This is a genomic window from Mesorhizobium sp. B2-6-4, from assembly GCF_006441495.1.
GTDB lineage: Bacteria > Pseudomonadota > Alphaproteobacteria > Rhizobiales > Rhizobiaceae > Mesorhizobium.
The window spans coordinates 29,933-56,320 of sequence record NZ_VFUE01000004.1 but is presented as its reverse complement, the minus strand read 5'-3'; the positions used below and the strand labels follow the sequence as shown (position 1 = coordinate 56,320).

General features: G+C 63.3%; 30 protein-coding genes. 13 read left to right on the top strand and 17 right to left on the bottom strand.

The window, feature by feature from the left end; all coding sequences use genetic code 11:
- Positions 1-3: 3 nt before the first annotated feature.
- The 6 genes from FJ426_RS06870 to FJ426_RS06845 all read right to left on the bottom strand — a co-directional run bounded on the left by FJ426_RS06870 (position 4) and on the right by FJ426_RS06845 (position 4,608).
- A complete protein-coding gene (locus FJ426_RS06870; RefSeq protein WP_140558518.1) occupies positions 4-876 on the bottom strand; it encodes an undecaprenyl-diphosphate phosphatase in 873 nt (290 codons plus the stop codon).
- Positions 877-1,133: 257 nt separating this feature from the next.
- Positions 1,134-1,331, bottom strand: a complete 198-nt coding sequence (locus FJ426_RS06865) for a hypothetical protein (RefSeq protein WP_140493757.1) — start codon at positions 1,329-1,331, stop codon at positions 1,134-1,136.
- A gap of 233 nt (positions 1,332-1,564) precedes the next feature.
- A complete protein-coding gene (locus tag FJ426_RS06860; protein WP_140561047.1) occupies positions 1,565-1,960 on the bottom strand; it encodes a GFA family protein in 396 nt (131 codons plus the stop codon).
- Between the two features lie 148 nt (positions 1,961-2,108).
- Complete coding sequence (locus FJ426_RS06855) at positions 2,109-3,065, bottom strand: alpha/beta hydrolase (RefSeq protein ID WP_140561001.1); 957 nt, start codon at positions 3,063-3,065, stop codon at positions 2,109-2,111.
- 206 nt (positions 3,066-3,271) lie between these two features.
- The gene (locus FJ426_RS06850) at positions 3,272-3,520 is read right to left on the bottom strand and encodes a ParB N-terminal domain-containing protein (protein ID WP_006206067.1); all 249 of its coding nucleotides are present in this window, start codon (positions 3,518-3,520) and stop codon (positions 3,272-3,274) included.
- Positions 3,521-3,648: 128 nt separating this feature from the next.
- Complete coding sequence (locus FJ426_RS06845; protein ID WP_140493763.1) at positions 3,649-4,608, bottom strand: LysR family transcriptional regulator; 960 nt, start codon at positions 4,606-4,608, stop codon at positions 3,649-3,651.
- 135 nt (positions 4,609-4,743) lie between these two features.
- Between FJ426_RS06845 and FJ426_RS06840 the strand changes: the two genes are divergently transcribed.
- The 9 genes from FJ426_RS06840 (at position 4,744) to FJ426_RS06800 (ending at position 13,222) form a co-directional block, all read left to right on the top strand.
- Positions 4,744-5,526 carry an ABC transporter substrate-binding protein gene (locus tag FJ426_RS06840; RefSeq protein WP_140493765.1) on the top strand — a complete coding sequence of 261 codons (783 nt, stop codon included), beginning with the start codon at positions 4,744-4,746 and terminating at the stop codon, positions 5,524-5,526.
- 62 nt (positions 5,527-5,588) lie between these two features.
- Complete coding sequence (locus FJ426_RS06835; protein ID WP_140493767.1) at positions 5,589-6,236, top strand: amino acid ABC transporter permease; 648 nt, start codon at positions 5,589-5,591, stop codon at positions 6,234-6,236.
- Between the two features lie 11 nt (positions 6,237-6,247).
- On the top strand, positions 6,248-6,907 hold the full coding sequence (locus tag FJ426_RS06830) for an amino acid ABC transporter permease (RefSeq protein ID WP_140561000.1): 660 nt from the start codon (positions 6,248-6,250) through the stop codon (positions 6,905-6,907).
- Complete coding sequence (locus FJ426_RS06825) at positions 6,904-7,668, top strand: amino acid ABC transporter ATP-binding protein (protein ID WP_140560999.1); 765 nt, start codon at positions 6,904-6,906, stop codon at positions 7,666-7,668. The genes FJ426_RS06830 and FJ426_RS06825 overlap by 4 nt, the downstream gene beginning before the upstream one ends.
- An 8-nt stretch (positions 7,669-7,676) precedes the next feature.
- Positions 7,677-9,317 (top strand): N,N-dimethylformamidase beta subunit family domain-containing protein, encoded by a 1,641-nt coding sequence (locus tag FJ426_RS06820; RefSeq protein WP_140560998.1) that lies wholly within the window; start codon positions 7,677-7,679, stop codon positions 9,315-9,317.
- A 1-nt stretch (position 9,318) separates the two neighbouring features.
- Entirely contained in the window at positions 9,319-10,704 is a 1,386-nt protein-coding gene (locus FJ426_RS06815) for an aspartate aminotransferase family protein (protein ID WP_140560997.1), read from the top strand.
- A 4-nt stretch (positions 10,705-10,708) separates the two neighbouring features.
- Positions 10,709-11,638, top strand: coding sequence for a 3-keto-5-aminohexanoate cleavage protein (locus tag FJ426_RS06810; RefSeq protein ID WP_140560996.1), 930 nt, complete (start codon positions 10,709-10,711; stop codon positions 11,636-11,638).
- Positions 11,639-11,690: 52 nt separating this feature from the next.
- Positions 11,691-12,197 carry a GNAT family N-acetyltransferase gene (locus FJ426_RS06805; protein ID WP_140560995.1) on the top strand — a complete coding sequence of 169 codons (507 nt, stop codon included), beginning with the start codon at positions 11,691-11,693 and terminating at the stop codon, positions 12,195-12,197.
- Complete coding sequence (locus FJ426_RS06800; protein ID WP_140560994.1) at positions 12,194-13,222, top strand: histone deacetylase family protein; 1,029 nt, start codon at positions 12,194-12,196, stop codon at positions 13,220-13,222. The genes FJ426_RS06805 and FJ426_RS06800 overlap by 4 nt, the downstream gene beginning before the upstream one ends.
- A 133-nt stretch (positions 13,223-13,355) precedes the next feature.
- Here FJ426_RS06800 and FJ426_RS06795 read toward each other — a convergent pair whose 3' ends face one another.
- Together FJ426_RS06795 and FJ426_RS06790 are read right to left on the bottom strand one after the other, a co-directional pair.
- Positions 13,356-14,423 (bottom strand): aldo/keto reductase, encoded by a 1,068-nt coding sequence (locus FJ426_RS06795; protein ID WP_140517684.1) that lies wholly within the window; start codon positions 14,421-14,423, stop codon positions 13,356-13,358.
- A 121-nt stretch (positions 14,424-14,544) separates the two neighbouring features.
- Complete coding sequence (locus FJ426_RS06790; RefSeq protein ID WP_140494990.1) at positions 14,545-15,012, bottom strand: hypothetical protein; 468 nt, start codon at positions 15,010-15,012, stop codon at positions 14,545-14,547.
- A gap of 385 nt (positions 15,013-15,397) precedes the next feature.
- On the opposite strand from FJ426_RS06790, the gene FJ426_RS06785 reads away from it, so the two are divergent.
- Complete coding sequence (locus FJ426_RS06785) at positions 15,398-15,562, top strand: hypothetical protein (RefSeq protein WP_140493788.1); 165 nt, start codon at positions 15,398-15,400, stop codon at positions 15,560-15,562.
- 58 nt (positions 15,563-15,620) lie between these two features.
- On the opposite strand, the gene FJ426_RS06780 is transcribed toward FJ426_RS06785, so the two are convergent.
- Entirely contained in the window at positions 15,621-16,127 is a 507-nt protein-coding gene (locus FJ426_RS06780; RefSeq protein WP_140517685.1) for a DUF1993 family protein, read from the bottom strand.
- 142 nt (positions 16,128-16,269) lie between these two features.
- Here FJ426_RS06780 and FJ426_RS06775 point away from each other — a divergent pair, with 142 nt between their 5' ends.
- The gene (locus FJ426_RS06775; protein ID WP_140493792.1) at positions 16,270-17,307 is read left to right on the top strand and encodes a DUF1176 domain-containing protein; all 1,038 of its coding nucleotides are present in this window, start codon (positions 16,270-16,272) and stop codon (positions 17,305-17,307) included.
- Positions 17,308-17,323: 16 nt separating this feature from the next.
- Here FJ426_RS06775 and FJ426_RS06770 read toward each other — a convergent pair whose 3' ends face one another.
- The 7 genes from FJ426_RS06770 to FJ426_RS06735 form a co-directional block, all read right to left on the bottom strand.
- Positions 17,324-18,172, bottom strand: coding sequence for an alpha/beta hydrolase (locus tag FJ426_RS06770; RefSeq protein WP_140558562.1), 849 nt, complete (start codon positions 18,170-18,172; stop codon positions 17,324-17,326).
- A gap of 236 nt (positions 18,173-18,408) precedes the next feature.
- Complete coding sequence (locus FJ426_RS06760) at positions 18,409-20,019, bottom strand: molybdopterin-binding/glycosyltransferase family 2 protein (RefSeq protein WP_140560993.1); 1,611 nt, start codon at positions 20,017-20,019, stop codon at positions 18,409-18,411.
- The gene (locus FJ426_RS06755) at positions 20,016-20,720 is read right to left on the bottom strand and encodes an XdhC family protein (RefSeq protein ID WP_140560992.1); all 705 of its coding nucleotides are present in this window, start codon (positions 20,718-20,720) and stop codon (positions 20,016-20,018) included. The genes FJ426_RS06760 and FJ426_RS06755 overlap by 4 nt, the downstream gene beginning before the upstream one ends.
- Positions 20,721-20,726: 6 nt before the next feature.
- Entirely contained in the window at positions 20,727-21,065 is a 339-nt protein-coding gene (locus FJ426_RS06750) for an XdhC family protein (protein ID WP_140560991.1), read from the bottom strand.
- A gap of 57 nt (positions 21,066-21,122) precedes the next feature.
- The gene (locus FJ426_RS06745) at positions 21,123-22,373 is read right to left on the bottom strand and encodes a VWA domain-containing protein (protein WP_181172775.1); all 1,251 of its coding nucleotides are present in this window, start codon (positions 22,371-22,373) and stop codon (positions 21,123-21,125) included.
- A 5-nt stretch (positions 22,374-22,378) separates the two neighbouring features.
- A complete protein-coding gene (locus FJ426_RS06740; RefSeq protein ID WP_140493800.1) occupies positions 22,379-23,308 on the bottom strand; it encodes a MoxR family ATPase in 930 nt (309 codons plus the stop codon).
- Positions 23,305-23,832 (bottom strand): flavin reductase, encoded by a 528-nt coding sequence (locus tag FJ426_RS06735; protein WP_140493802.1) that lies wholly within the window; start codon positions 23,830-23,832, stop codon positions 23,305-23,307. The genes FJ426_RS06740 and FJ426_RS06735 overlap by 4 nt, the downstream gene beginning before the upstream one ends.
- A gap of 180 nt (positions 23,833-24,012) precedes the next feature.
- On the opposite strand from FJ426_RS06735, the gene FJ426_RS06730 reads away from it, so the two are divergent.
- Both FJ426_RS06730 and FJ426_RS06725 read left to right on the top strand, forming a co-directional pair.
- Positions 24,013-25,086 carry a branched-chain amino acid ABC transporter substrate-binding protein gene (locus FJ426_RS06730; protein ID WP_140560990.1) on the top strand — a complete coding sequence of 358 codons (1,074 nt, stop codon included), beginning with the start codon at positions 24,013-24,015 and terminating at the stop codon, positions 25,084-25,086.
- Complete coding sequence (locus FJ426_RS06725) at positions 25,086-26,105, top strand: P1 family peptidase (RefSeq protein WP_140560989.1); 1,020 nt, start codon at positions 25,086-25,088, stop codon at positions 26,103-26,105. The genes FJ426_RS06730 and FJ426_RS06725 overlap by 1 nt, the downstream gene beginning before the upstream one ends.
- 11 nt (positions 26,106-26,116) lie before the next feature.
- On the opposite strand, the gene FJ426_RS06720 is transcribed toward FJ426_RS06725, so the two are convergent.
- Entirely contained in the window at positions 26,117-26,371 is a 255-nt protein-coding gene (locus FJ426_RS06720) for a DUF2171 domain-containing protein (RefSeq protein ID WP_140493808.1), read from the bottom strand.
- Positions 26,372-26,388: the final 17 nt, after the last annotated feature.

The following is a 26,388-nucleotide window of genomic DNA, read 5'->3' as shown; positions in this document are numbered from 1 at the left end:
GCTTCAGGCAAGCCATCCCATCGCCAGGCCCAGCAGCAAAGCGATGCCGAGCACGCCGCGATAAATGACGAAAGGCCAGGCCGAGAAGCGTTCCAGCACACGCATCAGGCTCCATATAGCAAAGAAGGCGGATAGCGAGGCAACCACTAGGCCGACCGCGAGGATCGACCAGCCATGGGCATCGAGATGGGCCTTGTGCAGTTCCCAAAGCTCCTTGAGACCGGCGAGTGCGATGGCCGGCAGCCCAAGCAGGAATGAAAAGCGCGCCGCTTCTTCCCGCTTGAAGCCGAGCCCCAGTGCCGCCGTCAAGGTCGAACCGGACCGCGAGACGCCCGGGATCAATGCGCCGATTTGGGCGATGCCAACGAGCAGCGCATCGGCCATGGAAGCCTGGCCCATGGTGCGCGCATGGCGGGCACGGAGTTCGGCCAGCGCCAGCAGGAGTGCCATCACGATGCAGGCCCAGCCGATCACCCCGAGGCCGCGCAGCGGCGAATTGCAGGCGTTGAGAAGGCCAGACAGAGCCACGCCGGCGATGACGATCGGGATCGTCGCCAGCACGATCCAGAGCGCCAGCCGGAAATGTCGGTCGGCCAAATCGCGCCGTTTCAAGGCACTGACCGAACCGGACAGGATGTCCCTGACATCGTTCCAGAAGTAGCTGATCACCGCGGCGAGGGCCGCAAGCTGCATGGCGGCGGAGAAAGCGGAGCCGGGATCCTGCCAGCCCAGCATCGCCGGGACGACGCGCATGTGGGCGGTCGAGGAAATCGGCAGCAGTTCGGTGATGCCTTGCACCAAGCCGAGAAATGCGACCTTGGCGTAGCCCAGGCCGACAAAGCCCATGTCCATGCCTTGCATGCAGCTGTCGGCCATGTCGAATTCCATGTCAGAGAGATCGGAGTTGCGCGGGGAACGACTGGGGCGATCGGCCCCTGGGCAAGCCATACCGCCATGGGACGGAAAATCAATTTACGGATCTGTGAACTGGCACCCGGGAATGGGCGTCAGCGAGTGCGGAAGGCGCGTTCGAATATCAACACCGCGCCGCCTCGGCGCGTTGGCAGCGCCAGGCAGTGGCCAGACCGGCCCGTTGGGTCGGCCTGTAAAAACTGGAGGAAATCACGATGCGATCAGGGGCACAACCAGAGCTTCTGGCACGCCCTGGCGATCACGTGCGCCGGCGGCACAACCGGCTCCTCGACGGAAGGCCGACGCGCCCGTTCGAGCAGCATGCGCACCTGTTCCGGGCGCACACGATCGCGCTCCATCACAAGCAGGACCATCGGATCGCTCAAAAGCTCGTCCAGGGTACTGATGCTGTCGTTCATCCGTCGTCTCCTCGAATGCCGGCCCGCACCGGTTAAATAGGGAGACAATGATGGCTCGCCAATGACGCTTTGCCGGCTTTCGCGTGACTGTTTCGGTTATTTCGTGACTGTTTCGTCATAGTCGCGTAACTTCACCCTTCTGTTGGCCCACTTCATCCGGCACAGCTCATCGGTTACGGCGCTCAAGCGCAGATCCACCTTCTTTCATAAGTCGAGAAGGGAGGCCGGAGGCCTCAGGCAGGCGGCGCGCGTTCGTGCTGCGGCAAGCCGTCATCGAGCGCCACCCAGGGCTGCTTGGAGGCGGTCCAGATGTGCATCTGCGGCTTGAAGACGGACGGATCGTCGAGTGACCCGGTGGTGATGCCTATGATTCCGGCGGCATCGCGCCGCGAAAACATCGTCGTACCGCAGCTTGGGCAAAAGCCGCGCTTAATATCCGGCGAGCTGTTCACGATCGCGAACGGCCCTTCGACCGTCACATCGTCGATGCGAAACAGCACACGCGCATTGAAGGCGGCGCCGATCGCCTTTTGACAAAGCCGACAATGGCAGATGCGTTCGTTGACGGGCTCGACGTCGGCGCGATAACGCACCGCCCCGCACAGGCATCCGCCCTGATAGTTAGCCATTGCCGTATCCATTCCCGAGAAGATTTGATGCGAGACTATCGAGGCCGGATATCGGGTCAATTCAAAAGCATTGATGCGATCCCATCGACTGCAGCGATAAAACTGCCGGCCGCCTCGAGGGAGACCGCCGGCAGCCAATGCCGGCAAGCTATTCGGTTTCGCCGACCACCTCGTCCCAGCTCTTCACCTTGGTCTCGCCGTTGAGGAACGGCAGCGCGGCGGCCGTCAGCTCTGGAGCGAAGAAGACGTCGTAGTGGGTGCGATTGGGCAGGATCGCCAGGCGGTTCCGCGACAGGTTTTCACGCATCCAGCCCGCGTCCTTCAAACCGCCGCCGAGCATCTGGTAGAACTTGATCTCGTGCTCGGGCTTGTACATGTCGCTGTCCCCGTAGGCCAGCATGACCGGCATCTTCAGCTTGGGAACATCGGCCGAGTAGTCGTAGTTCTGGCGCATGAAGTTGCCGAGCGTGTCGAGCAGCTTCGGGAACTCCTCGGGATGCGGCGCCACGGCGACGTAGGATTTGTACATCGGCGTGTCCTTCATGAAATCGGCCGCTGCCGCGCTCACTTGCGCCTGCTGCGGGCGCATCTCGTCATAGAAACCGTCGGCGGCATAGCCGGTCGAGACCAGCACAAGCCGGCGCACCGTTTCGGGGTGCTGGACGGCCATCCGGAATGCGACACCGCCGCCCAGAGAATAACCCATGACGTCGACCTCGCCGTAACCAAGCCGTTTGACGATATCAGCCATGTCGTCGCCCATCGCCTCCAGCGTGAACGGCCGGTCGCCAAGCGCGGTGCGGCCATGGCCTTGCAGGTCGACGGTGATGACAGTGCGATGTTCGGCAAGCTTCGGCAGAATGGGGGCGAACATGTCCGCTGTGCCGAGACCGCCATGCAGCAGAAGCAGCGGCTCGCCTTTGCCGTGGACGGCATAATAGTAATTCAGGCCGTTGATCGGCAGCAGGCCGGATTTTTCAGGCTTCGGCGGTGTCTTCGCTTCGGTCGTCATGGCAGATTTTACCTCGTTTGCGTTGGCGATGCCCGGACAGGCGAGAAGCGCCGCGGCCGAAGCAAGAATGGCGAAAAGCAAGGCTTTGGACATATCGATCTCCTCCAGTCTGTCCGTGTGTCGGTGCGTTCTTGAGCTGGCTGGTGCATCGGCCCCAACCCGCGCGAAAACCGATCGAAAATATTGGTCTGACCGGCTTCCGTCCCAAGGACGAACCAGCGAAATGCAAACCGACATCATCAAGGAGAAATTCCGGGGCTTTCCCGTGGATGAGGACCAACGGCGAAATCGAGGACGCGTCAGTGGCGCTTGGCTTGCACCAGATAGGCATCGATCTCGGTCTCGCCGAGCCACTTGGCCGCTTCCAGCCGATGCAGGCCTTCTACCAGGATATGACGCTTGCCGTCGTGACGGACCTGGATCGGCATCTTCATGCCATTTTCCAGAATGTCCTCGGCGAGATGACGGACCGTCTCGGGATGCAGCGTCTTCTTACGCGCCGTCGGCACGTAGATGTCGTCGACCTTGACCTTCTGCACTCTGAGCATGTCGACCCCCCGGGCGGAACGCCGCCTTATCCTGAGATAGTCGCTTTGTTGACGAGGGCCAAGGGCGTGGCGACGAATAGGGCGGAGGCAACCGGGTTTGTCTGCCGCCGCGCAGTCGATATTGCGTATCAGCCTTTGTAGATACGGTCCTCGAGCGGCGTCTCGGCAATCAGCGCCTGCAGCCCTGACAGCAACGCCTTCTCGGCGCGGTTCATCGCCTTGTCCGGATTGACCAGCAGGAAGATATCGATGGCCGGCGGCGCATCATAGGGCGGCAGCCGCCACAGCGCGCCGTCGGCCACATCGCGCCGCGCCACATGCAGCGGCAGCGGGCCGATGCCGAGCCCGGCGACGATCATGCGCCGCACCTCCTCCAGGCTCGACGAAACGCCCACGACATCGGCGTTCAGCCGTGCTTCGCTACGCAATAGTGCGACCGGCCGCAGCGCATCCGAAATATGGTCGGTCTGGAACGATACTGACGGCTCGTCGCGGAGATCGGCGAGCGTCAGTCCGGTTTGCCCATAGAGCCTGTGCCGCGGCCCGCAAAAGAAGCCGAAGAACTCGCGATAGACCATGTCGTATTGCAGCGCCGGATCGCGCTGGCTGACCAGGCAGACGCCAAACGAAGCACGGCGCTCCCTCACCTGCTTGGCCACTTCGGTGCTTGCCGCGACCGAAATGGTGATGCTGGCGCGCGGATAGTTGCGGTGGAATTCCGACAGCGCCCGATCGAACAGCGGCGAGACCACATGGCTGGCGGTCGCGATCATGACGTGGCCGGTGACATCGTCGCTGATGCCGCGCATCAAGAGCGGCAGCTGCGATATGGTGCCGAACACCTCGATGCTCTGCTCGTAGAGAAGCCGTCCAACCTCGGTGAGCTCGAAGCGCGTCGCATCGCGTTCGACCAGCCGCCGGCCGACCCGGTCTTCCAGCCGCCGCAGCGCATTGCTGACGCTTGGCTGCTTGAGGTTCAGCCTCTCGGCGGCACGCGTGATGCTCTTCACCTCCGCGATGACGACGAATGTCCGCAAAAGGTTCCAGTCCAGATCCCAGACCAGCCGTTCGGGGCGCGGCAATGCCATTCCTGATATCTATGCTCCCTATTTCCATTATCTATTTGCGCAATGCTACCGCAAAGGCAATCATTGCCGTCAGGAGTGCGCCCCAACGCCTCCCAAGAACAAGCCTTCGCGCTCCATCCAGAGGACAGGTTTCAAATGAACAAGGTATTTTCCGGCATTGCCGTCGCGGCGCTGCTGTTTGCGTCTTCCTTCGCTAACGTCTCGGCCAGGGCCGATGACCTCGAGAAGGTCAAGGCGGCGGGCGAATTGAAGATTTCCATGAGCGGGCAGTATCCCCCCTTCAACTTCGTCAACGACCAGAACGAGGTCGTCGGCTTCGACGCCGATATCGGCAAGGCCATCGCCGAGCGTATCGGCGTCAAGGGCACCATCATCACGACCGCCTGGGACGGCATCATCGCCGGCCTGCTCGCCAACAAATACGACACCGTGGTCGGCTCGATGACGATCACGCCGGAGCGTGAGAAGGTGGTCGATTTCGTCGGCCCCTACTATCACGCCGGCCGTGCGGTTTTCGTCAACCAGGATTCCAAGGTGCAGAGCCTCGACGAACTCAAGGGCAAGACCCTTGGCGTGACGCTCGGCGAAACGCATGAGAAATGGGCGCGCCAACAGGGCGGCTGGGACATCCGCACCTATAAGGGGCTGCCGGAATTGCTGCTGGAATTGAAGGCGGGCCGCGTCGACGCCATCGTCGTCGACAACATTCCGGTCATGGTCGCCGTCAAGGAGACCGGCGAGAAGGTACGCAAGCTCGACACGCCGGGTATCGAAGGCGGCAGCGTCGCCATCGGCATCGCCATCCGCAAGGACAATCCCGAGCTCAAGGCCGCCATGCAGAAGGCGCTGGACGGCATGATGGCCGATGGTACCTACGAGAAGATATCGATGCACTGGGTCGGCAGCGACATCCGCTAACTTCGCCAGGCTTCGGCGGTCCAGGCCGCCTGAAGCCGAAAGCCACTGCGCCGGGCCATTCCATGGATTTCTCCTTGATGCAGCGCGTCTTCCCGTTCTTCGTGGAAGCCGCCTTGGTGACGCTGGAACTGACAGCGCTGGCCCTGGTTCTGGGGCTGGCCGTGGCAGCACTTGCCGCGACCGCAAGAATGTCGAGATCGGCGATCCTGCGGGCCGTCGGCACGCTCTATGTGAGCCTGTTTCGCGGCACACCGTGCCTGATCCAGCTCTTCGTGCTCTATTTCGGCGGCCCGCAGATCGGCATCAATCTGGATCCGTTCGCGGCCGGCGTGATCGGCCTCGGCCTCAATATCGGCGCGTACATGGCGGAATCAATCCGGGGCGCGGTGGTTGCGGTCGACCGGGGCCAGACGGAGGCGGCCCGCACAATCGGATTCGGCCGGTTCCAGACCTTGCGCAAGGTCGTGCTGCCGCAAGCCGCCCGGCTGATGATCCGCCCGCTTGGCGTCAACACGGTCGCGCTGTTGAAAGGCTCGGCCCTGGTGTCCACCATCTCGGTCGTGGAATTGACCTACACCGCGCAGCGCTTCATCGGCTCCACCTACAAGCCGTTCGAAATCTTCGGCGTCGCGGCCCTGCTCTACATGATCATGGTCTATGCCGTCGCCCGCATAGTCGACATGCTCGACAAACGCTTCGCGATCGTCTGAGGCAGAACACGATGCAAGGCCTGGATTTCACAGTCATCGCGCCCTACTGGGATCTTCTGCTGACCGGCGCCTGGTGGACATCAGTGCTGACGGTCTCGGCGGGAGCGCTCAGCTTCGTCGGCGGCATCTTCTTTGCCGTGATCGTACTTTACGCGCCGGCAATCCTGGCCTACCCCGTACGCGCCTTCATGTGGGTATTCATGGGCACGCCGCTGCTATTGCAGCTCTTCCTGATCTATTTTGGCCTGGTGCAGGTCGGCATCGACATCCCTGCGCTTGCGGCCGGCATTGTCGGCCTTGGACTGCATTTTGCCGTCTACAATGCCGATGTCATCCGCGCAGGCATCGTGGCCGTCGATGTCGGCCAGACGGAAGGCGCGCGCAGCATCGGCTTCGGCAAGTGGCAGACGCTGCGCCACGTCGTGATACCGCAAGCCATCCGCAACACGGCGCCACCGATCGGCAGCAATTTGATCGCGCTGTTGAAGGAATCCTCCATCGTCTCGGTCATCGGCATTGCCGAACTGGTTCACTCGGCGCAACTGGCGATCAGCGAAACGTTTCGCCCTTTCGAATTCTACATCACTGCCGCCGCGCTCTACTACATTCTCAACCTCGTGCTCGAAGCGGCCCTGCATCGGTTCGAAAGACATGTGGAGGTTTCCCGATGAGCACGCAGCGGCCAATGGTCGAGGTCCGCGGCGCACGCAAATCGTTTGGCGCCGTCGAGGTCCTCAGAGGTATCGACCTGTCGGTCGAACGTGGGCAGATCGTCGCCATCATCGGCCCGAGCGGCTCCGGCAAGAGCACGCTGCTGCGTTCCATCAACCATCTCGAGGGTTTGAACAGCGGTGAGGTCTGGCTGGACGGCCTGCAAGTGAACCAGAAGCTGCATGGCCAGGCGTTCGAAAGGCACATCAACAAGGTGCGCCAGCAGATGGGCATGGTGTTCCAGCACTTTAACCTGTTCCCGCATTTGACCGTGATCGAGAACATCACGATGGGGCCGGTGATCCTGAAAAGCATGCCGAAAGCCGAAGCTCGTGCGCTGGCGCTTGAACTGTTGTCCAAGGTCGGGCTCTCCGACAAGATCGACGCCTATCCCTCGCGTCTTTCGGGCGGGCAGAAGCAGCGTGTGGCGATTGCCCGCGCGCTGGCCATGCAGCCCAAGGTGATGCTGTTCGACGAGGCCACCTCGGCGCTCGATCCGGAGCTGGTCGACGAGGTCAACGCGGTGATGAAGCAGCTTGCCGCCGAGCACATGACCATGCTCATCGTAACGCACGAAATGCGCTTTGCCGGCGAAGTGGCCGACAGGGTGCTGTTCATGGATGGCGGCGTGGTAGTGGAAGAAGGCCCGCCGGGCGACATCTTCCGCGCCCCGCAAAAGGAACGCACCCGCACCTTCCTCAAGAAATACCTTTCAGCCTGAGCATGACAATGACCAGATTGACCACTGAATTCCCCGATTTCGGATTGACGCCAGAGCAACGCCGGCACGCGGTGCGCGGACACTACTACGAATGGCCAGGTATGGATGGCGAGCGCGGTGAAATCTGGTGCTACAGCGACCGGTTTTCCTATCGCGCCGGCGAGACAGTGACGCTGCATGTCAGTTCGACGGCTCCGTCCTTCATCATGACGATCGTCCGCGACGGTGGCACCGAGACAAAGGTATTCGAGAAGTCCGGCATTCCGGCGCGTTGGCAGGAAAGTCCAGACCAGTGCTCGGCCGAAGGCTGCGGCTGGGAAGCCTCGTTCGAATTCAGCGTCGGCAGCGACTGGCCGTCCGGCGCTTACCGGGTGACGCTGACTGCTGAAGGCCGCGACGGCAAGCCGATCCAATCCCATCATCTTTTCATCGTCGCGCCCCTGCCCGGCAAGAAGCCAGGCCGTGTACTGCAGGTGGCGGCGACAGGCACCTGGCTCGCCTACAACACCTGGGGCGGCTCCAATCACTACCAGGGCATCACCGGGCCGGACCGTAACGAATATTCTCCGATCGTCTCGACGCAGCGCCCCTGGTGCCGCGGCTTCGTCGTGCTGCCCAAGGAGGCGCCGCGTGTGCCGTTGAAAGTCGCGGTGCCGCCGAAGACAGTGCCGCGCTATCCACACATGGAATGGGCGCTCGCCACCGGCCATTCGAAGAAATACGCCTCGTCGGGCTGGGCGAGCTATGACAGCCACTTCTTCCGCTTCGCCGAACGGGCGGGCTACGCCGTCGATCTCGCCAGCCAGCACGATCTGCATTTCTCGCCCGACATTCTCGATGGCTACGACTGCGCCGTCTTTGTCGGCCATGACGAGTACTGGACCTGGGAAATGCGCGATGCGGTCGACAGCTACGTCGAACGTGGCGGCCATGCGGCGCGCTTCGCCGGCAACTTCATGTGGCAGACGCGGCTGGAGGATGAAGGCCGGCGGCAGGTCTGCTACAAATACCGCGCCCGAGCCGAGGACCCCGCCTATCGCGGCGGCGACGTCACCCGCGCCACCAATTCCTGGGAGGCGCCCGAGATCGGCCGGCCGGGTTCGGCGACCTTCGGGCTCAACGCCACACGCGGCCTCTATGCCGGATGGGGCGGCTGCGCGCCACGCGGCGTGCGCGGCTTTCCCGTGTATCGGCCCGAGCACTGGGCCTTTGCCGGAACCGGCATCTACTATGGCGACCTGCTTGGCGCCGACAGCCATGTCTATGGCTATGAGGTCGACGGGCTGGATTTCGAAATCCGCGGCGGCCTTCCCTACCCGACCGCGACCAGCGGCGCACCGGACGGCTTGCAGGTTCTCGCCGTCGGCATGGCCAGCCAGGTCGAGGAAAGCGCCGATATCCCGATCGAGGATCAGTTTCTCACCGACGAGGATGGTCGCTTCAGCGCCGAGACGCTGTTCGGCGATCGGAGCGACGCCAATCTGGAAAAAGTCAAACGCGGCAACGGCATGATCGTCAATTTCCCGCGCGGCAAGGGCGAGGTCTTCCACGCCGGAAGCTGCGAATGGGTCGCCGGCCTGCTGAGGCAGGACCCGATGGTCGAACGCGTTACCCAAAATGTCCTCGATCGTTATCTCGGAAAGTCCTGACATGTCGAAAGCCCAGACCGCCGCCCCGGACACCGAAGCCCGGCGCCAATCGCATCTGTTCTATCTCTCCAGCCTGCGCCGGCCGCTGATCGACCGTGCCGAGGGCATCTATATGTGGACGCAGGACGGCCGCCGCTTCATCGACGGATCAAGCGGCCCGATGGTCGCCAATATCGGTCATTCCAACCGCAATGTGCTCGACGCCATGAAGCGGCAGATGGACCGCGCCACCTTCGCCTACCGGCTGCATTTCGAGAACGAACCGGCAGAAGAGCTGGCGCGTGAGCTGGCCGGCAAGCTGCCCGAAGGCATGGATCGCATCTTCTTCGTCTCAGGCGGCTCGGAAGCGACCGAATCCTGCATCAAGCTGGCGCGGCAGTGGGCGGTGGCCACCGGCCAGGCCAGCCGCTGGAAGGTGATCACGCGCTTCCCCTCCTATCACGGCGGCACGCTGGGTTCACTGTCGATCACCGGCGACTACGCGCTGGCCGAGACCTTCACGCCAATGATGCGGGTGATGCCGACCGTGCCGGCACCGGCGGCCTGGCGCGACCGCGACAATCTCTCGATGGAACAGCGCGGTCTCCGCTATGCCGACATGCTGGAGGAGAAGATCCTGGCCGAGGGGCCGGAGAGCGTGGTCGCCTTCATCATGGAACCGATCGGCGGCGCGGCGACAGCGGCGCTTGTCGCGCCGGACAGTTATTATGGGCGCATCCGCGAAATCTGCGACCGCTACGGCATCCTGCTCATCCATGACGAAGTGATGAGCGGCGCCGGCCGCACGGGAAAATTCCTCGGCGGCGACCATTGGAACTGCAAGCCGGACATCGTCGCGCTATCAAAAGGCCTGGGATCGGGTTACGCGCCGCTCGGCGCGCTGGCGGCGCCGATGCGGCTGGTGCAGCCGCTGCTCGCCTCCGGCGGCTTCCAGCACGGCCATACCTATGCCGGCAATCCGCTCGCCTGCGCCGCAGGGCTGGCCGTGCTCGGCGAAATGGACCGCCTCGACCTGATCGCCAATGCCGCCGCCATGGGCGATGTGCTGATGGACGGATTGCGAGAGCTAGCCAAGCGCTTCCCGTTCATCGCCGACGTGCGCGGCAAGGGCCTGCTCACCGGCGCCGAGATGCTTGCCGATCCCGAAACGCTGCGGCCGATCGACCAGAGCAGGAAGGCGACGCAGCGCCTGCTCGACCTCGCCTATGAGCGCGGGCTGATCATCTATGGCCGCAAGGTCAAGGGCGGTGTCGACGGCGACAATTTCATGGTCGCACCACCGATGATCGTCACCAGCGAGCAGGTCGGCGAGATCATCTCCATCATCGGCGACTCGCTCGAAGTTCTGGCTGCCGAACTCGACCTTCCGGTCGAAGGCCGGGGATAAAACAATGGCGCCGAGAAAGGTCATCATCACCTGCGCCGTCACCGGCTCGGTGCATACACCGTCCATGTCGCCTTATCTGCCGGTAACGCCGGACCAGATCGCGGCGGATGCCATCGCCGCGGCCGAGGCCGGCGCCTCGATCCTGCACTTGCATGCCCGCGACCCAAAAAACGGACGGCCTACGGCCGATCCGGACGTGTTCATGCAGTTCCTGCCGCGCATCAAGCAGGCGACGTCGGCGGTGATCAACATCACAACCGGCGGCTCCTCCCTGATGACGCTGGACCAGCGGCTGGCGGCACCTTTGCGGGCCGAGCCCGAAATGTGTTCGCTCAACATGGGCTCGATGAATTTCGCGCTGTTCCCGATGCTCGACAAGCCAAGGGAATGGCAACACGAATGGGAACCGAAGTTGCTGGAAGCCACACGCGACACGATCTTCAAGAATACCTTCGCCGACATGGAGGGCGTTCTCGAGAGACTGGGCAAGGGTTGTGGCACGCGTTTCGAATTCGAGTGCTACGATGTCGGCCACCTCTATTCGCTGGCGCATTTCCGCGACCGTGGGCTGGTGTCGGGGCCGCTGTTCATCCAGTTCGTGCTGGGCATTCTTGGCGGCATCGGCGCCGACCCGGACAATCTCATCCACATGAAGCGCGTCGCCGACAAGCTGTTCGGCGACAGCTACCAGTTCTCGGTGCTGGCCGCAGGCCGCCACCAGATGCCGCTGATCTCGATCGCCGCGGCGATGGGCGGCAACGTCCGTGTCGGGCTCGAAGACAGTCTCTACGACGGCCGCCAGCTGGCGAAATCCAATGCCGATCAGGTGCGCCGTATCCGTGGCATTCTCGATGGACTGTCGCTGGAGGTTGCCACCCCGGCCGAAGCACGCGACATGCTGGCGCTGAAGGGTGGCGACAGGGTAGCGTTTTAATGCGACTGGCTGAGATGATAGTGCTCCGTCACACCTTGGCTCCCTGCTTGCCATGACAAGTCCGGAAAAAATCCTCCTCCGCCCCGGACGAATCGAAGACGTCGAAACCATCCATGGCGCAATTCTGAAGCTCGGCACCCATATCGGCGCGCCCGAAGAAATCGTCTCAACGCCAGACGATCTCAGGACCTGGGGCTTTGGCGAAAGACCTGCCTTCTCGACCCTGATCGCCGAAGTCGATGGCGAATTCGCCGGACTGTGCCTCTATTTCCCGATCTTCTCGACCTGGATGGGGCGGCCCGGCGTCTATGTGCAGGACCTCTATGTCGAGGACCGGTTTCGCGGTCGCAGGATCGGCGAGCGCCTGCTGCGGCGCGTCGCGACCGAGTGCCGCAAGCAAGGCGGCGCTTATCTCAGATTGTCCGTCGATACCGACAATGAGAGCGCAAAGGCCTTTTATGAAAGGCTGGGCATCGCCTGGTCGAGCTACGAGCAGACGCAGAAGATCATCGGCGACGCTTTCTTCGCCTTTGCCGACGCGCCGGAGGAAAAAGAATGAAAGCCTTCTACGCGCAGGAGCAGAAGCGCCACGACCCCAAGGCTTTCCTTTCCAGCGGCGCCCCGCAGCCCAATCCCGAAAAGCCGGAGCGCGTCGAGAGATTGTTAGCAGGCGCAAAATCGGCCGGCTGCACGATCGAGCGGCCGCGCAATCACGGACTTGGTCCGGTCGCGGCGGTGCACACGCCCGAATATCTCGATTTCCTGGAGCATATCTACACGCGTTGGCAACGCATCGAGGGTGCCTCGGCTGAAGTGATCCCCAACATTCACCCGATCGCGCGCAACGGCTCCTATCCGGCCTCCGCGGTCGGCCAGGCTGGGTACCACATGGCCGACACGGCCTGCCCGATCTCTGGCGAGACCTGGCAAAGCGCGCTGTGGAGCGCCTGGAGCGCGGTCGAGGCGGCGGAAGCGGTGATGGCGGGCGCGCCGGCCACCTATGCGCTTTGCCGCCCCCCCGGTCACCATGCGTTCGCCGACGTCGCCGGCGGCTTCTGCTTCATCAACAATTCGGCCGTCGCAGCACAGGTACTGCGCCGCCAAGCGGCACGGGTTGCGATCCTCGATGTCGATCTGCATCACGGCAACGGCACGCAAGGCATCTTCTATGCGCGGCCCGACGTGCTCACCGTGTCGCTGCATGCCGACCCGGTGCGCTTCTATCCGTTCTTCTGGGGACATGCCGACGAGCGCGGCGAAGGCCCCGGTCTCGGCTATAATTTCAACCTGCCCTTGCCACGCAAATCCGCCGACGCGGCGTTTCTGGAAGCGCTTCAGGTGGCGTTCCAGCGTATCCGCGCCTTCGCGCCCGACGCGCTGGTCGTGGCGCTCGGGCTCGACGCGTTCGAGGGTGATCCGTTCGGCGGGCTTTCGGTGACGACGCCAGGTTTCTCGCGCATCGGCGAAGCCATCGCCAAGCTCGGCCTGCCGACGGCAATCGTCCAGGAAGGCGGCTATCTCTGCGACGAACTCTGTGACAACCTCACCGCTTTCCTGACCGGGTTCGGCACCAAGGCACGCTGACAGGTCGAGCTGCGCCTGAGACCTCCATCGGTCAGAGCGAGAGCGGGAAATTTTCCACGCAATGTTTCGATCGGAAAATCCACCATCGTCTCCATCCCGCTGTTATTCCCAGACAATTCAACTTCCGAGTCGATCAAGGACAGGGATTGCCGACCCGCTGATGAATGGCGTCCACTGCCTTCTGCATCTCTTCGGTCCAGACAACCTCCACTGAAGACAGCGCCATTTCCAGCTGCGAAATGGTCGTGGCACCAATGATGTTCGACGTGACAAAGGGCCGGCTCGATACATAGGCGTTGGCGAACAGCGCCGGCTCCAGGCCGAAGGAGCGCGCCAGCTCGTTGTATTCAAGCTGCGCCTCGGCGGCATTGGGGGTCTCGTAACGCTGGCCGCGGTTGAAGAGCTGCGAGCGCGACCCCTGCGGGCGCGCGCCGTGATCGTATTTGCCCGAGAGATAGCCCTGCGCGAGCGGCGAATAGGCAAGCAGCGAGACCTCTTCGCGATCGCAGACTTCGGCGAGGTTCACCTCGAAGGTCCGGTTGACCAGATTATAGGCGTTCTGGATCGAGGCGACCCGTGGACCAATGGCTTTGTCAGCCTCTGCAATGAAGCGCATGACGCCCCAGGAACTCTCGTTGGACAGGCCGAAATGGCGGATCTTTCCGGCCTTCACCAGGTCATCGAAGACGGCAAGCGTCTCCGCGATCGGCGTTTCTCCGGTCGGCGCCCCGACGGAATCAGCGCGGCGCGCCACGGCCCCGACGCGCGTCGGATTGGCGCCCCAGGGTATGTCCCGCTCCGGCCAGTGGATCTGGTAGAGATCGACATAGTCCGTGCCGAGCCTGGCCAGGGACTTGTCGACGGCATCGAAGATATCGGCGCGCACCAGCTGCGACGGCCTGTCGCCGCGAAACCAGCTGTTTGCGGTGCGACCGACGACCTTGGAGGCGAGTATCACCTTGTCGCGGTTGCCCTTTGCCTTCATCCAGCTGCCGATGATCTTCTCGGTCCGCCCTTGCGTCTCCGCCTTGGGCGGGATCGGGTAGAGCTCGGCAGTGTCGATGAAATTCACCCCGCGCGAAAAGGCCAGGTCCATCTGGGCGTGGCCGTCGGCTTCGGTGTTCTGCTGGCCCCAGGTCATCGAACCGAGGCAGATCTGGGTAACAAGAAGATCGGTCCGACCGAGACGGCGTTTGTGCATGGAAGTGTGCTCCGGCGGGAAAAGCTTGCGCGGCTGCGCGGGGAAGGAATTTTCATCCTACAAGAAAGCAGAGGCGCTCTCCAAGCCTCGGCAAACCGACTTTTGCGTGAACCAGACTGCGCTAGCGGCGAGCCCCTGCCAGGGCGCGCCGCTTGGCCTCGTCGATCAGCATGTTGGCCACCTGCATGCGGATCATGGCGCGCTGGCGCAGGTGCGGCGCGACGCGATCGGGATGGTTGGAAAAGGCGAAACTGCGGCGCATGCGACCAAAGTCGGCGACAGCCTTAGGCGTGTCCAATCCCAATTCCACGGCAATCGATTCGGGATCGATCGGAGGCAGTTTTTCTTCGGGCCTTGTCTCTTCGCCCGCAAGTGCCAGCTTCGCATGATCGAGCAGGGCCGCGAACTCTGCGGCGAGATCCGCGCCTGCCTCGCGATATTCCGTGGCAAATCCGCTGCCAGAAACCTTGATGCGGCCCGAATGGAGCTCGTCGGCGACGGAAAGATAGTCAAACGGAATGGATGGGCGAGTGGCCGCCTCTTCGCCTCCCCCGTCCTTGTCGGAGGCGACGAAGAGGTCATCGAGCAACGAAGCGAAATCCCGCTTGGCGCTGGTAACGATGTCAGCCTCCCCAGTCTCACGGTGTGTTCGAGACATCCACCTTAGGGTCGGCTCGTTAAAAATGCATGCCGCCGATTTTAACAATTGAAGGTTTACGGGGCCGGACCACGCCGGTCAGTCACAAAAAGCCGGACTGCGGTTGGTGCAGTCCGGAATTCGCCAGAAGCGGCGAGGAAAAACCGGCCATCTGCCAGCGAGAGGGATACGATTCGCGATCTGCGAAAGTTTCAGGCGATGCAGGATCATGGCAGAAAAATTTTGCAGAGCATGGCAGGCATGCAAATGCTGCACTGCACAATCGTCACGAATCCCCTATACTCGGACGCTGGGAGGTCCAACAGGGGCCTGGATTATGGGGTTCTTCACTGAAATGTTCGCGCGGCCACGGCCGCAGGAACATCTGCGTTATCGTGCCGCGCTCGCGCTGCTGCATTCCATGAGCAATGCGGACCGCGCCGACATCGGCATCAAGCCCGCCGATTTCCCGCGCATCGCCCGCGAAATGTCCGTTCGCTAGTTCGGCCAGCCAGGGATATTCCGGCTCCGGACGGGCAACGCCTTGACGACGTGATCCGTCAACGCGAGCCCAGGAACGTTGCCTTGCCCAGCGGCACGCCATTATGGCGAAGAATGTCGTAGGCGGTGGTGAGGTGGAAATAGAAGTTGGGCATGGCCAGATGCAGGAGATACTGCAAACCGGCCATCGAGACCTCGCGCCCGCCGAGCCTGACCTCGACAATCCGCTCGTCCGAACCTTCCAGATCGGCCGCGGAGAACGTCGCCAGATGGTCAAGCGTCTTGGCGATGCGCGCATGCAATTCGGCAAAGCTCGCCTCATTGTCCTCGTATTTGGGAACCTCCCGGCCGGCGAGCCGCGATGGGGCTCCCTTGGCGTGGTCGGTGGCGATCTGCACCTGCCTGGTCAAGGCGAACATGTCGGGCGCCAGCCGCGCCGTCAGGAACACCTGCGGGTCGATCTTGCGCTCGCCGGCGTTTTGTTCGGCCGTGGACAGCACGCTGGACAGCGCTTTCAACCGGGCCGAAAACACAGCCACCGATACTTCATACATGGATAGGGTCACGCAATTATCTCCCGGGGCAGTTGAAGCGCCGCGAGCGCGAACTAGCGCCTTCCCGGGCGATTCTTCAAGCGATACCCGCAAGGCGTCACCACGTCGCCGCAATCACCGTGGTAGAATCTCCGTTACCGCGTGGAGATTCCCGATGAGACACGCTTTTCTCGCAGCGACTGCCTTGTTCTCCCTTGCCTCGATCGCCCAGTCGGCACCTGCCGACGAGGCGCCCTACGTCGATGACAGGTCGAGCGCCGAGGCAGTTGTCCGCTCGCTCTACAGTGCCATCAACCGGCATGAATTCGCACGTGCCTGGGGTTATTATGGCGATACCAAGCCGGCCAAGGACTTCGACAGCTTCGTCAAGGGCTATGACGGTACCGACAAGGTGGATGTCAGGACCGGCGCCGTATCCAACGAGGGCGCGGCAGGCAGCATCTACTACAGCGTGCCGGTCGCCATCCAGGCAACCGACAAGAAGGGCGAGGCGAAGGTCTTTGCCGGCTGCTACACGCTGCGCCAGGTCAATGCCCAGATTCAGGCGCCGCCATTCCAGCCGATCTTCATCGACAGCGGAGCGCTGAAGCCGTCGAGCGCGGACTTCGAGGAGGCTGTGCCGGCTAGCTGTGGCGACGGCCCGCCGCCGCCGAAGAGGGATGCAGCGCTGGAGCAGGCCAAGAAGGCTTTCCTGGCCAGCTATAGCGACCAATGCGACAAGGATCTCGCGGCCAAGGAGCCGGAGATTTTTTCCATCAAATACAGGGACAAGGATGCGGCGGCCGGCGATCCCGACAAGGAAACGCGCCTGTTCCATTTTTCCTGCTCGGCGGCCGCCTACAATGAAAGCTCGATCTACTACATGACCGACGAGGCGAACGGCGTCAGGCAACTGCAGTTCACCGAACCGGAGATGGACATCCGCTACGTGAACAACGACAGCGAAGGCAAGGTCGAATCCATGCACATCGTCGGCTTCCGGACCACCGGCTGGGCGACCAATTCCAGCTACGACCAGGACGCCCACACGATAACCACCTTCAACAAGTGGCGCGGCGCCGGCGATGCCTCGTCAGCAGGCACCTATCTGTTCCGCAACGGCGATTTTTCACTCGTCCAGTACGACGTCGACGCCTCCTATGACGGCGAGGAAAACCCGCAAACGGTTGTCGACTACAACACCGCTCCCTGAGCCCCGCGAGGTCCGATCACGGCGCCTTCGACAGCATCCAGTTCAACGCGCCGCGCCAGTCGACCATGCGGATGGGGGTGCCGTGCGTGCCGGTCTCGAAGCGCACGAAGCGGGTCGGATAGGCTTTCGACTTGGCGATGATGGACCGGAAGAAGGATTCCTGGTTTGCCACGGGAAAGACCACGTCATGGCTGCCTTGACCGAAGAAAACCGGCACGTGGCGTCTGAAGGCAAGGCTGGAGAAGAAACTCTCATCCCACAGCGAGCCAAGCAGCAAAAGCCCGTCGATTTGCCTGCCTGTGTCCGTGCGGGCGGCAAGCTTCCAGCACAATGCGCCGCCCATCGAGCCGCAGGCGACGAAGATCTTCGCGCCCGGCGACTGTTGCGCATAGTGATCGATCAGCGCCGCGACCTGCGCCGCCCCCTTGTCGCCGAAATCTGGGAAGTCAGGGCTGAGATAAAGGCCGCCATTGCCTGCCATCAGGTTTTTGATGCGGTTGAAATTGCCGCCGAAGGTGAAGTCATCGATACCTTGCTTGCGGCTGCCGCCCTGCCCGTGCAGGTAGAGCACGATGACGGAAGCCCCTTGCGTCTTGCCTACGGCGATGTGCCGGACGTCGCCGGCATCGGTTTTCAACAGCAGATCCTGCTGCACCTTGCGCACACCGGTATCGGTATACTGCGCATGCACGCGCTTTTCCGGCACCTCGTCGCGCTGGTTGATGTCGCGCATCTCGCGGTAGTCGATCACCGTGTAGTCACCGTTGGTGTCTGACGAGAGCGTCGCGGGATAGGCGAACAGATCGTCCTTGAAGGGTTTTAGTTGGAGAGCAGAGGCCTGGGCAGCAGAAAACAGGAAAAATATCGAAATCAGAAAGGCAGGGAGCGTGAGCACCCCCCTCTGGCATGCCGGCCATCTCCCCCTCAAGGGGGGAGATTGGCAGTTTCGGTGGCTGCGCCCTTCTGCCGGCCTTCGAGATTGGCGAAAGCCGAAATGATGTCCAATCTCCCCCCTTGAGGGGGAGATGGCCGGCAGGCCAGAGGGGGGTGCGACGGTACGATTAGCCATGCCCAAGGCATGCGTTTTTCGACTTCGCTTTGTCAATCCTGCAGCACGCCGCCGGCGCCCTCAAGCGCCTCGCGAGTGTCAACATCGACGGATGCGCCCTCGCCGATCTCTACATCGACGACGTCAAGTCCTCCGGCTTCGACAAGGTGGCGTGCGCCGGTATCACCTTCGAGATGGGCGACAGCCGGGAACAGCGAGCGCGGCAGGAGGACCGGATTGCCGCGTTTGCCAAGGTGCGAGGCGCGGACGACCAAATTGCCTCCCGCCCCGCGAAACGCATCGATCAGCCGGTCGAGATCGCCGGTCGAGACACCCGGCATGTCTCCGAGGACGATCATCGCACCGGCGGCATCTCCCGGCAGATAGGCCATACCGGCTTTCAGGGAGGTGGAGAGCCCATCGGCAAAATCGGGATTGTCGGCGAAAGTCACGTCCAGGCCCGATAACGCGCCGCGCACCCGCTCACGCTGGTGGCCGGTAACGACGATCGTGCCCGAAGCTTTTGAGGCGAGCGCACGCTCTGCTGTACGGCGGACCAACGGTTGGCCGTCGAAAAGCGCCATAAGTTTGTTCGGCCCGCCCATGCGGCTCGAACGGCCTGCCGCCAAAAGCACGATCCCGACCTTGAGCCGGCTTACGGCCGGCAGCGGTTCGCGCGGCTGCGGGCGTGTCGGGATTTCCATCAGCAGGCCGCCGACGCCCATGCCGGCGATGTCGGTCGCCGTTACGTCGAGGCCGGCGATCAGCCGGTCGAGCACCCAGTCGAAGCCGTTCTCCTTGGGGCTGCGGGCGCAGCCCGGCGCGCCGATGATCTGCTTGCCGGCGACCCTGCCGAGCACCAGCAGATTGCCGGGGTCGACCGGCATGCCGGCGCGGATGACAGTACCGCCCGCTTCCTCGATCGCGGCCGGAACGACGTCGGCGAAATCGCTCATGGCCGAAGCGCCGAAGATCACGACCATGTCGTTATCGCGCGCCAGCGAGGCGGCCGCCTCGGCAACCGGCGCAACCTCGTGCGGCGTGCGGCGCTCGGCCGTCAGCCGCCCGCCCGAACGCGCCAGCCGTGCCTCGGTGACGCGCAGCGTCTTGTCGAGCACGCTCGGCTTGACGCCCGGCAAGACGGTCTGGATAACACCGACACGAATGGGCCGATAGGCATTGACGGCAAAGATCTCGCCGCCGGCGCAGATTTCCATGACCGCATCGACCAGCGCCGACCCAACGGCGAAGGGAATGATCTTCACGGTTGCCACCATCTGGCCCTTTTCGACCGGCGCATGCTGGCCAAGCGTGGCGATGGTGATGGTTGGATCGACGGCATTGATGGCGTCGATCATCGCGCTGTTGACGGTGAAGACGCCAGCGGCTTGGGCATGGAGGTTGACCCGCCCGGTCGCGGCAGGCTTGGCCTCTACGTTGCGGTGGCGCATACCGGTCGCGATCCGTTCGGCGGCGGCGTCTTCGCCCAGATCGCCGGGAGAAAGCACGGCCGCGACGACTTCGCTGATGCCCGCCGCTTTCAGCACCCCGACATCCTCTGCACTCAGCCGATGCGCTTTGCGGAAACGTCGCTCGCCGACCGTCGTCGCGTGCGCAAGCACGGCGCCTTCGGCCTGTTCGATAGGAACCGGGCCGAATTTCACGCTGCGGCTTCCCTGGCTTCAAGGCCGCGCGAGCGAAACGCGTGAATGACCTGCGCCAGCACGGCGACGGCGATCTCGGCGGGGCTGGCCGCGCCGATATCGAGACCGATCGGCGCCTGGATGCGACCGATCTGCTCGGAACTGGCGCCCAGCGCCAACAGGCGCTCGACACGCTTGGCATGGGTTTTCCTGCTGCCGAGTGCCCCGACATAGAAGCACCTGGCGTCGAGCGCCGCCTTCAGCGCGAAATCGTCGATCTTGGGATCGTGGGTGACGGCGGCGACCGCCGTATAGCTGTCGAGTGGCTGTCGTTGCAGCACCTCCTCAGGCCATTCGGCGTGCAACGCGACGTCGGGAAAGCGGTCCGACGTGGCAAAAGCCGTGCGCGGATCGATGATCTCGACTGGATAGCCGGCGATCCTGGCCATCGGCGCCAGCGCCTGGCTGATGTGCACGGCGCCGATCACCACCAGGCGCGGATGCGGCAGATGCGCGTTGAGAAAAAAGGTGCGCCCTTCCGCTTCGACCGAGCCGGAATTCCCGGTGCGGAACGCCTTGCTGATCGCGGCACCGAGATCGCCGGCGACCGGATCGCCTTCGCGCACGATACGGTCGCGGCCGTCACCAAGATCGGTGACCAGGATCGCGGCGCGGCGGGCGCGGCGCTCGGCGTTGAGTGTTTTCAGCGCATAGGGATCCATTGAAGATCAGCCTAGCCTTTCCACATATACTTTGATGCGGCCGCCGCAGGAAAGGCCCACCTGCCAGGCGGTCTCGTCGGCGACGCCGAATTCCAGCATTCTGGGCTTGCCGGTGCCGATGACGTCCATGGCCTCCGTCACCACGGCGCCTTCGACACAGCCGCCCGAAACCGAGCCGTGGAAATTGCCGTCGGCGTCGATGACCAGATGGCTGCCGGCCGGGCGTGGCGCGGAACCCCAGGTCTCGACAACGGTCGCGATGGCGACATCCTTGCCTTCCTTCATCCAGCCTTCCGCGATGATCAGCGGGTCACGGGCCTCGTCGAGATAAATGCTGTCGCTCATCGTTGCTTCTCTCAGGGTCTGTTTTTCCCGGAAATATGTGTGTTCAGCAGCATATGGCTACGCGGCGCGCCTCGCGCCACCCTCCATCCATCGCCGCGGATCGACGGCATATCCAGGCTTCCGGTCCAGCGAGGCGCAGAGATCGGCGAGCGCGTGGAGATTGTGCACGGCACGGAATTCGTCGACATGCGGCAGCATCGCCCTGACGCCGCGGGCGCGCGCCTGGAAACCGTCAAAGCGCAGCAAGGGGTTCAGCCAGATCAGCCGCCGGCAGGATTTGTGCAGACGCTCCATTTCCTCCGACAGGCCGTCGACCTCGTCTCGCTCCAGCCCGTCGGTGATCAAAAGCACCACCGCGCCCTGTCCCAGCACGCGACGCGACCACATCAGGTTGAACTCGGCCAGCGTGTCGCCGATGCGCGTGCCGCCCGACCAGTCCTTGACCGCGGTGGAACAGTCGGCCAGGGCGGCGTCGGGATCGCGATGGCGCATCTGTCGGCTCAGATTGGTGAGCCTGGTGCCGAAAACGAAAGTGTGCACGCGCCGGCGCTTTTCCGTCAGAGCATGCAGGAAATGCAGGAAGATGCGCGTGTACTGGCTCATCGAACCGGAAATGTCGGCAAGCACGACCAACGGCGGATACACTTCGCGGAGCGAGCGGAATTTCGGCAGGATCAGTTCGCCCCCAGTGCGTGCGGCCGAGCGCATCATGGCACGCGGATCGATGCGGCGACCGTGCGAATCGGCCTTGAAACGGCGCGTCCGCACCATATCGAAGGGCAACCGCAGTTCGGCGATCGCTTTCCTGGCGTCGGCCATCTCGGCGGCATTCATCTGAGCGAAATCCTTGGCCCTCAGCACCTCGTTGCCGGAGAAAGTAAAGCGCGCGTCGACCTCGATCTCGGGGATTTCCTGCGCCGGCTGATTCCTGCTGTGGCCTGCGAACATGGCCTGGCTGACACGGCTTTCGGCCGCGCGTGGCTTCTGCTTCTCCCTGGTATCGGGCGCCACCGGCGAAAGCATCGCCAGCATCTTTTCGATCAGCTCACGCGACTTCCAGAATAGCCGGAAGGCCTCGTCAAAGATGGCATGGTCCTCATGCCGCGACACCAGCACGGCATGCAGCGTCCAGTAGAAATCGTCGCGCGCGCCGATGCCGGTGGCAAGTACCGCCTCGATGGCATCCTTAACCGAGGCCGGACCGACGCGCATGCCTGATTTGCGCAAGACACGGGCGAAATAGACGATGTTGTCGGCGATGTGACCGTCGACAGTCGCCTCCCTGGGTTCCGCGCGAGGCATGGCCATGAGCCCTACTCCGCCGCCGAAAGCTCGGCCTTCACCTCGTCGAGGATACGCCGGCCTTCGCCCTCGCCGATGCGGGCAATGTCGTCCTGGTATTTCAGCAGCACGCCGATCGTGTCGGAGACGGTTTCCGGGTCGAGCGCGACCTTGTCGAGTTCGGTCAACGCGCCGGCCCAGTCGATGGTCTCGGCAACGCCCGGCATCTTGAACAATTCGATCTGGCGGAGCTTCTGAATGAAGGAGACCACCTCGGCCGAAAGCCGGCTGTTCGCCTGCGGCACCTTGCGGCGCACAATCTCCAACTCCCGCTCGGCGCTGGGATAATCGACCCAGTGATAGAGGCAGCGCCGCTTCAGCGCGTCATGGATTTCGCGGGTGCGGTTGGTGGTGATGATGACGATCGGCGGCTCCTCCGCCCTGATCGTGCCGAGTTCGGGCACCGTCACCTGGAAATCGGAAAGGATCTCGAGCAGGAACGCCTCGAACGCCTCGTCGGTACGGTCGAGCTCGTCAATCAGGAAAACCGGGGCGGCGCCGGCCTTGCCGGTCAGCGCATCGAGCACCGGACGGCGTATCAGGTATTTTTCCGAGAAAACGTTGCGCTCCATGTCGGAGCGGTCAACCTTGCCGGCCGCCTCCTCCATGCGGATCTCGATCATCTGCGCGGCATAATTCCACTCATAGACGGCGGACGAGACGTCGAGACCCTCATAGCATTGCAGACGGATCAGCCGGCGGCCGAGCGCCTCTGCCAACACCTTGGCGATCTCGGTTTTGCCGACGCCGGCCTCGCCCTCGAGGAACAGCGGCCGCTTCATGCGCAGCGACAGGAAAAGCACGGTGGCCAACGACCGGTCCGCCACATAGTCCGCGCCGGTCAAGAGATCGAGCGTCTCGTCGATCGTCCGCGGCACGGGGCGCGGTTTTAGCTCGGTCATTCCTTCTCCGTGGACGCCTCTGCCCCGCTTTCCAAAACGTGGTAGCCGCGGGCGTGATAGATCAGCGGCCGCAAATTATCGCCCATGCGCAGGCCTGTCACCTTGCCAAAAAGCACACGATGGGTGGCCAGGTCCTTCGTGTCGATCAGTTCGCAGTCGAACACGGCGAGCGCGCCCTTCAAGGTCGGCGCGCCGGTGGAGATCACATCCCACTCGCCGAGCGCGAAACGTTCCTCGACCGGCAGGCCGGTGATGCCGGAAAAGCCGATCGACAGCGGCTCCTGGTGCGAGGCAAGCGTGTTCAAGGCAAACCTGCCGTTTTTCACGAACGGCTCGTTCTTGGGATTTTCACGGTTCAGGCAGACCAAAATGGTCGGCGGCGTATCGGAAACCGAACAGGCGGCGATGACCGTCGCGCCACGCTTGCCGGCCGGCCCGTCGGTGGTCACCACATGGACGTGACCGGCAAAATGGCTCATCGCGTCGCGATAGGCCTGCGGTCCTATGTCGTTCTTCTTCAACACCGGAGATTTTCCATAGCCTGAACCCTACCGCTATATATGGCTAGATATGACATCCCACAAGCGAAGTGCTTGGCCCATATCCCGAAATTCGCGTGTTGCGCCAAGACCGGGCAGCCTTTAGGTCTTGGCGGGAGTGGCGCCGGGACCATCCGGGCTCGCTTGGAGGAAGTCTTCGACAGGATGCGACCCGGGGCAACGATATCTGCCGCGCTGGCCTGGCTGCTGCTGACCGGCGCCGCCAACGCCCAGACGCTGCTCGTCGGTGTTGCCGCGCCGCTCTCCGGACCTTCGGCGATCCTTGGCAGGCAGATCGAAGCCGGCGCCGAAGTGGCGGCCCAGGCGAACGGCATCGAGCTCAAGACCATCGACGATGCCTGCACGGCCGATGGGGGTGCCGCGGCAGCCCGGGAATTCGCGACCGCCAAGGTCAATGTCGTCGTGGGATTTCTCTGTACGGAAGCGATCGAGGCGGCGATGCCGATCTTGAAGGACGCAGGCATCGCCGTCATCACCGTTGGCGTGCGAACCGAAAGCCTGACTGACCGTCGTCCCAAGACCGGCTGGCCGGTCTACCGGCTCGGACCGAGGGGCGACGACGAGCGCTATGCCGTCGCCACCACCCTTACCCGGCTTTGGCAGAACGAACTGTTCGCCGTCATCGATGACGGCACCATCTACGGCCGTGAGATCGCCGAGACGTTGCGGGCGGCGGCCGAACAGGCGGCGCTGAAGCCGGTGTTCGTCGATACGTTCCGGCCGCAGCTCGACAACCAGATCGGTCTGATTGGCCGGCTGAAGAAGGCCGGCGCAACCCATGTCTTTGCCGGTGGCGATGGCGACGACATCGCCATCATGGGTCGCGACGCCGCGCAACTCGACGCCGGCATCGTATTCGCCGGCGGCGAGAACCTGCGCACGCCGCCCGGAGCGGTGCCCTACGCCACGGGAACGCTGATGATCGCTCCCCCGGAATGGGCCGATGTCGCCAATCCCAAGGTGCTCGAGGTGTTTGCCTCGCAGAAGATCGTGCCGGACGGCTACACGCTGCCGGCCTATGCGGCGGTAGAAACCGCCAAGGCGGCGATGGCGGAAGCCGCAAGCTCCGGCAGGCCGCTTGCGGAAGCGCTCATCGGGCATGATTTCACCACGGCGATCGGGCCGGTGCGCTTTGATGCGAAGGGCGACCTCAGCCGGAATCCGTACCGCGTCTTCCGGTTCGATGGCGCCCGCTTCGTACCGTTGGAAAGCAACTGATGTTTCGCACCGGCCCGCGCAACCTGATCACCGATGTCGCCGGTCTCAGCGTCGGCAATGCCTCCGATGCCCGACTGAAATCCGGCGTGACGACAGTCCTTTGCGACGAACCGGCTGTAGCCGGCGTCCAGATCCTGGGCGGTGCGCCGGGTACCCGCGAGACGGACCTGCTCGAACCCCACAATTCGGTTGAGACGGTCCATGCCGTGGTGCTGTCGGGCGGGTCGGCTTTCGGCCTCGACGCAGCGTCCGGCGTACAGGCAGCACTGCGCGAACGTGGCATCGGTTTCGAGGTCGGCGGCTTTCGCGTGCCGATCGTGCCGGCGGCGATCCTGTTCGACCTGCGCAATGGCGGCGACAAGGACTGGGGCCGCTATCCGCCATACCGCGACCTCGGCTACGAGACGGTGCAGGCCGCCGGTTCGGATTTCCAGATCGGCACGACCGGCGCCGGCACCGGCGCGCTGACCTCCGATCTCAAGAGCGGGCTTGGCTCGGCTTCGACGCTGCTTGACAATGGCGTCACCATCGGCGCGCTGGCGGCGGTCAATCCGATCGGCTCGGTGACCATCAGCCGAAGCCGCCATTTCTGGGCGGCTCCGTTCGAGATCGGCGATGAATTCGGCGCGCTTGGCTATCCCTCGCCAATGCCGGACGACGCCAAAAGCATCCTCTTGAAGTTTCGCGACAAGACGTTCACGGGCAAGGCGGATGCCGGCGGCAACACCACCATCGCCGTTATCGCCACCGATGCCGTTCTCACAAAGGCCGCCGCAAAGCGCCTGGCCATGTCAGCGCATGACGGTTTCGTGCGGGCCATATGGCCGACGCACACGCCGGCCGATGGCGATCTGGTCTTCGCGCTGGCGACCGGCAGGAGCGGTATCCGGCTCGAAGCCGACGCGGCAATCGACCTTTATGCCGCGGCAGGCGCCACGATGGCGCGCGCCATCACGCGCGGCGTTTTCGCCGCGACGCCCGCCGAGGGCGATCTGTTTCCGGTCTGGTCGTCGCGCTGACTTATACGCGATCAGGTGGGGTCGGACTTTTCTTCCTCGAAAGTGACCGCGACGTCGGAATTCGCCGACAGCCAGACCTTCTTTCCCTCGACCTCCGCAACAAGGCTCAGGGGAATGAAATGATGGTGCCCCTTATGCGTGCCCATGCCGCTGTCGGACTTGGTCAGCTTGATCCGCTGCCCCTCGACTTTGTCGACCGTGCCGACATGAACGCCATCGGCACCGATCACTTCCATATGCTCACGAATTTTGCTGGTGTCGGTCATGGTGGTTCTCCATTGGG

Coding starts and splice junctions, on each gene's coding strand:
- FJ426_RS06810 (WP_140560996.1), top strand. CDS start 10,709: ATGGCGCCGAGAAAGGTCATCATCACCTGCGCCGTCACCGGCTCGGTG.
- FJ426_RS06840 (WP_140493765.1), top strand. CDS start 4,744: ATGAACAAGGTATTTTCCGGCATTGCCGTCGCGGCGCTGCTGTTTGCG.
- FJ426_RS06820 (WP_140560998.1), top strand. CDS start 7,677: ATGACCAGATTGACCACTGAATTCCCCGATTTCGGATTGACGCCAGAG.
- FJ426_RS06785 (WP_140493788.1), top strand. CDS start 15,398: ATGGGGTTCTTCACTGAAATGTTCGCGCGGCCACGGCCGCAGGAACAT.
- FJ426_RS06815 (WP_140560997.1), top strand. CDS start 9,319: ATGTCGAAAGCCCAGACCGCCGCCCCGGACACCGAAGCCCGGCGCCAA.
- FJ426_RS06850 (WP_006206067.1), bottom strand. CDS start 3,520: ATGCTCAGAGTGCAGAAGGTCAAGGTCGACGACATCTACGTGCCGACG.
- FJ426_RS06865 (WP_140493757.1), bottom strand. CDS start 1,331: ATGAACGACAGCATCAGTACCCTGGACGAGCTTTTGAGCGATCCGATG.
- FJ426_RS06725 (WP_140560989.1), top strand. CDS start 25,086: ATGTTTCGCACCGGCCCGCGCAACCTGATCACCGATGTCGCCGGTCTC.
- FJ426_RS06860 (WP_140561047.1), bottom strand. CDS start 1,960: ATGGCTAACTATCAGGGCGGATGCCTGTGCGGGGCGGTGCGTTATCGC.
- FJ426_RS06855 (WP_140561001.1), bottom strand. CDS start 3,065: ATGTCCAAAGCCTTGCTTTTCGCCATTCTTGCTTCGGCCGCGGCGCTT.
- FJ426_RS06755 (WP_140560992.1), bottom strand. CDS start 20,720: ATGGATCCCTATGCGCTGAAAACACTCAACGCCGAGCGCCGCGCCCGC.
- FJ426_RS06845 (WP_140493763.1), bottom strand. CDS start 4,608: ATGGCATTGCCGCGCCCCGAACGGCTGGTCTGGGATCTGGACTGGAAC.
- FJ426_RS06740 (WP_140493800.1), bottom strand. CDS start 23,308: ATGACCGAGCTAAAACCGCGCCCCGTGCCGCGGACGATCGACGAGACG.
- FJ426_RS06805 (WP_140560995.1), top strand. CDS start 11,691: ATGACAAGTCCGGAAAAAATCCTCCTCCGCCCCGGACGAATCGAAGAC.
- FJ426_RS06825 (WP_140560999.1), top strand. CDS start 6,904: ATGAGCACGCAGCGGCCAATGGTCGAGGTCCGCGGCGCACGCAAATCG.
- FJ426_RS06775 (WP_140493792.1), top strand. CDS start 16,270: ATGAGACACGCTTTTCTCGCAGCGACTGCCTTGTTCTCCCTTGCCTCG.
- FJ426_RS06745 (WP_181172775.1), bottom strand. CDS start 22,373: ATGGCCATGCCTCGCGCGGAACCCAGGGAGGCGACTGTCGACGGTCAC.
- FJ426_RS06795 (WP_140517684.1), bottom strand. CDS start 14,423: ATGCACAAACGCCGTCTCGGTCGGACCGATCTTCTTGTTACCCAGATC.
- FJ426_RS06870 (WP_140558518.1), bottom strand. CDS start 876: ATGGCCGACAGCTGCATGCAAGGCATGGACATGGGCTTTGTCGGCCTG.
- FJ426_RS06750 (WP_140560991.1), bottom strand. CDS start 21,065: ATGAGCGACAGCATTTATCTCGACGAGGCCCGTGACCCGCTGATCATC.
- FJ426_RS06720 (WP_140493808.1), bottom strand. CDS start 26,371: ATGACCGACACCAGCAAAATTCGTGAGCATATGGAAGTGATCGGTGCC.
- FJ426_RS06800 (WP_140560994.1), top strand. CDS start 12,194: ATGAAAGCCTTCTACGCGCAGGAGCAGAAGCGCCACGACCCCAAGGCT.
- FJ426_RS06835 (WP_140493767.1), top strand. CDS start 5,589: ATGGATTTCTCCTTGATGCAGCGCGTCTTCCCGTTCTTCGTGGAAGCC.
- FJ426_RS06730 (WP_140560990.1), top strand. CDS start 24,013: ATGCGACCCGGGGCAACGATATCTGCCGCGCTGGCCTGGCTGCTGCTG.
- FJ426_RS06830 (WP_140561000.1), top strand. CDS start 6,248: ATGCAAGGCCTGGATTTCACAGTCATCGCGCCCTACTGGGATCTTCTG.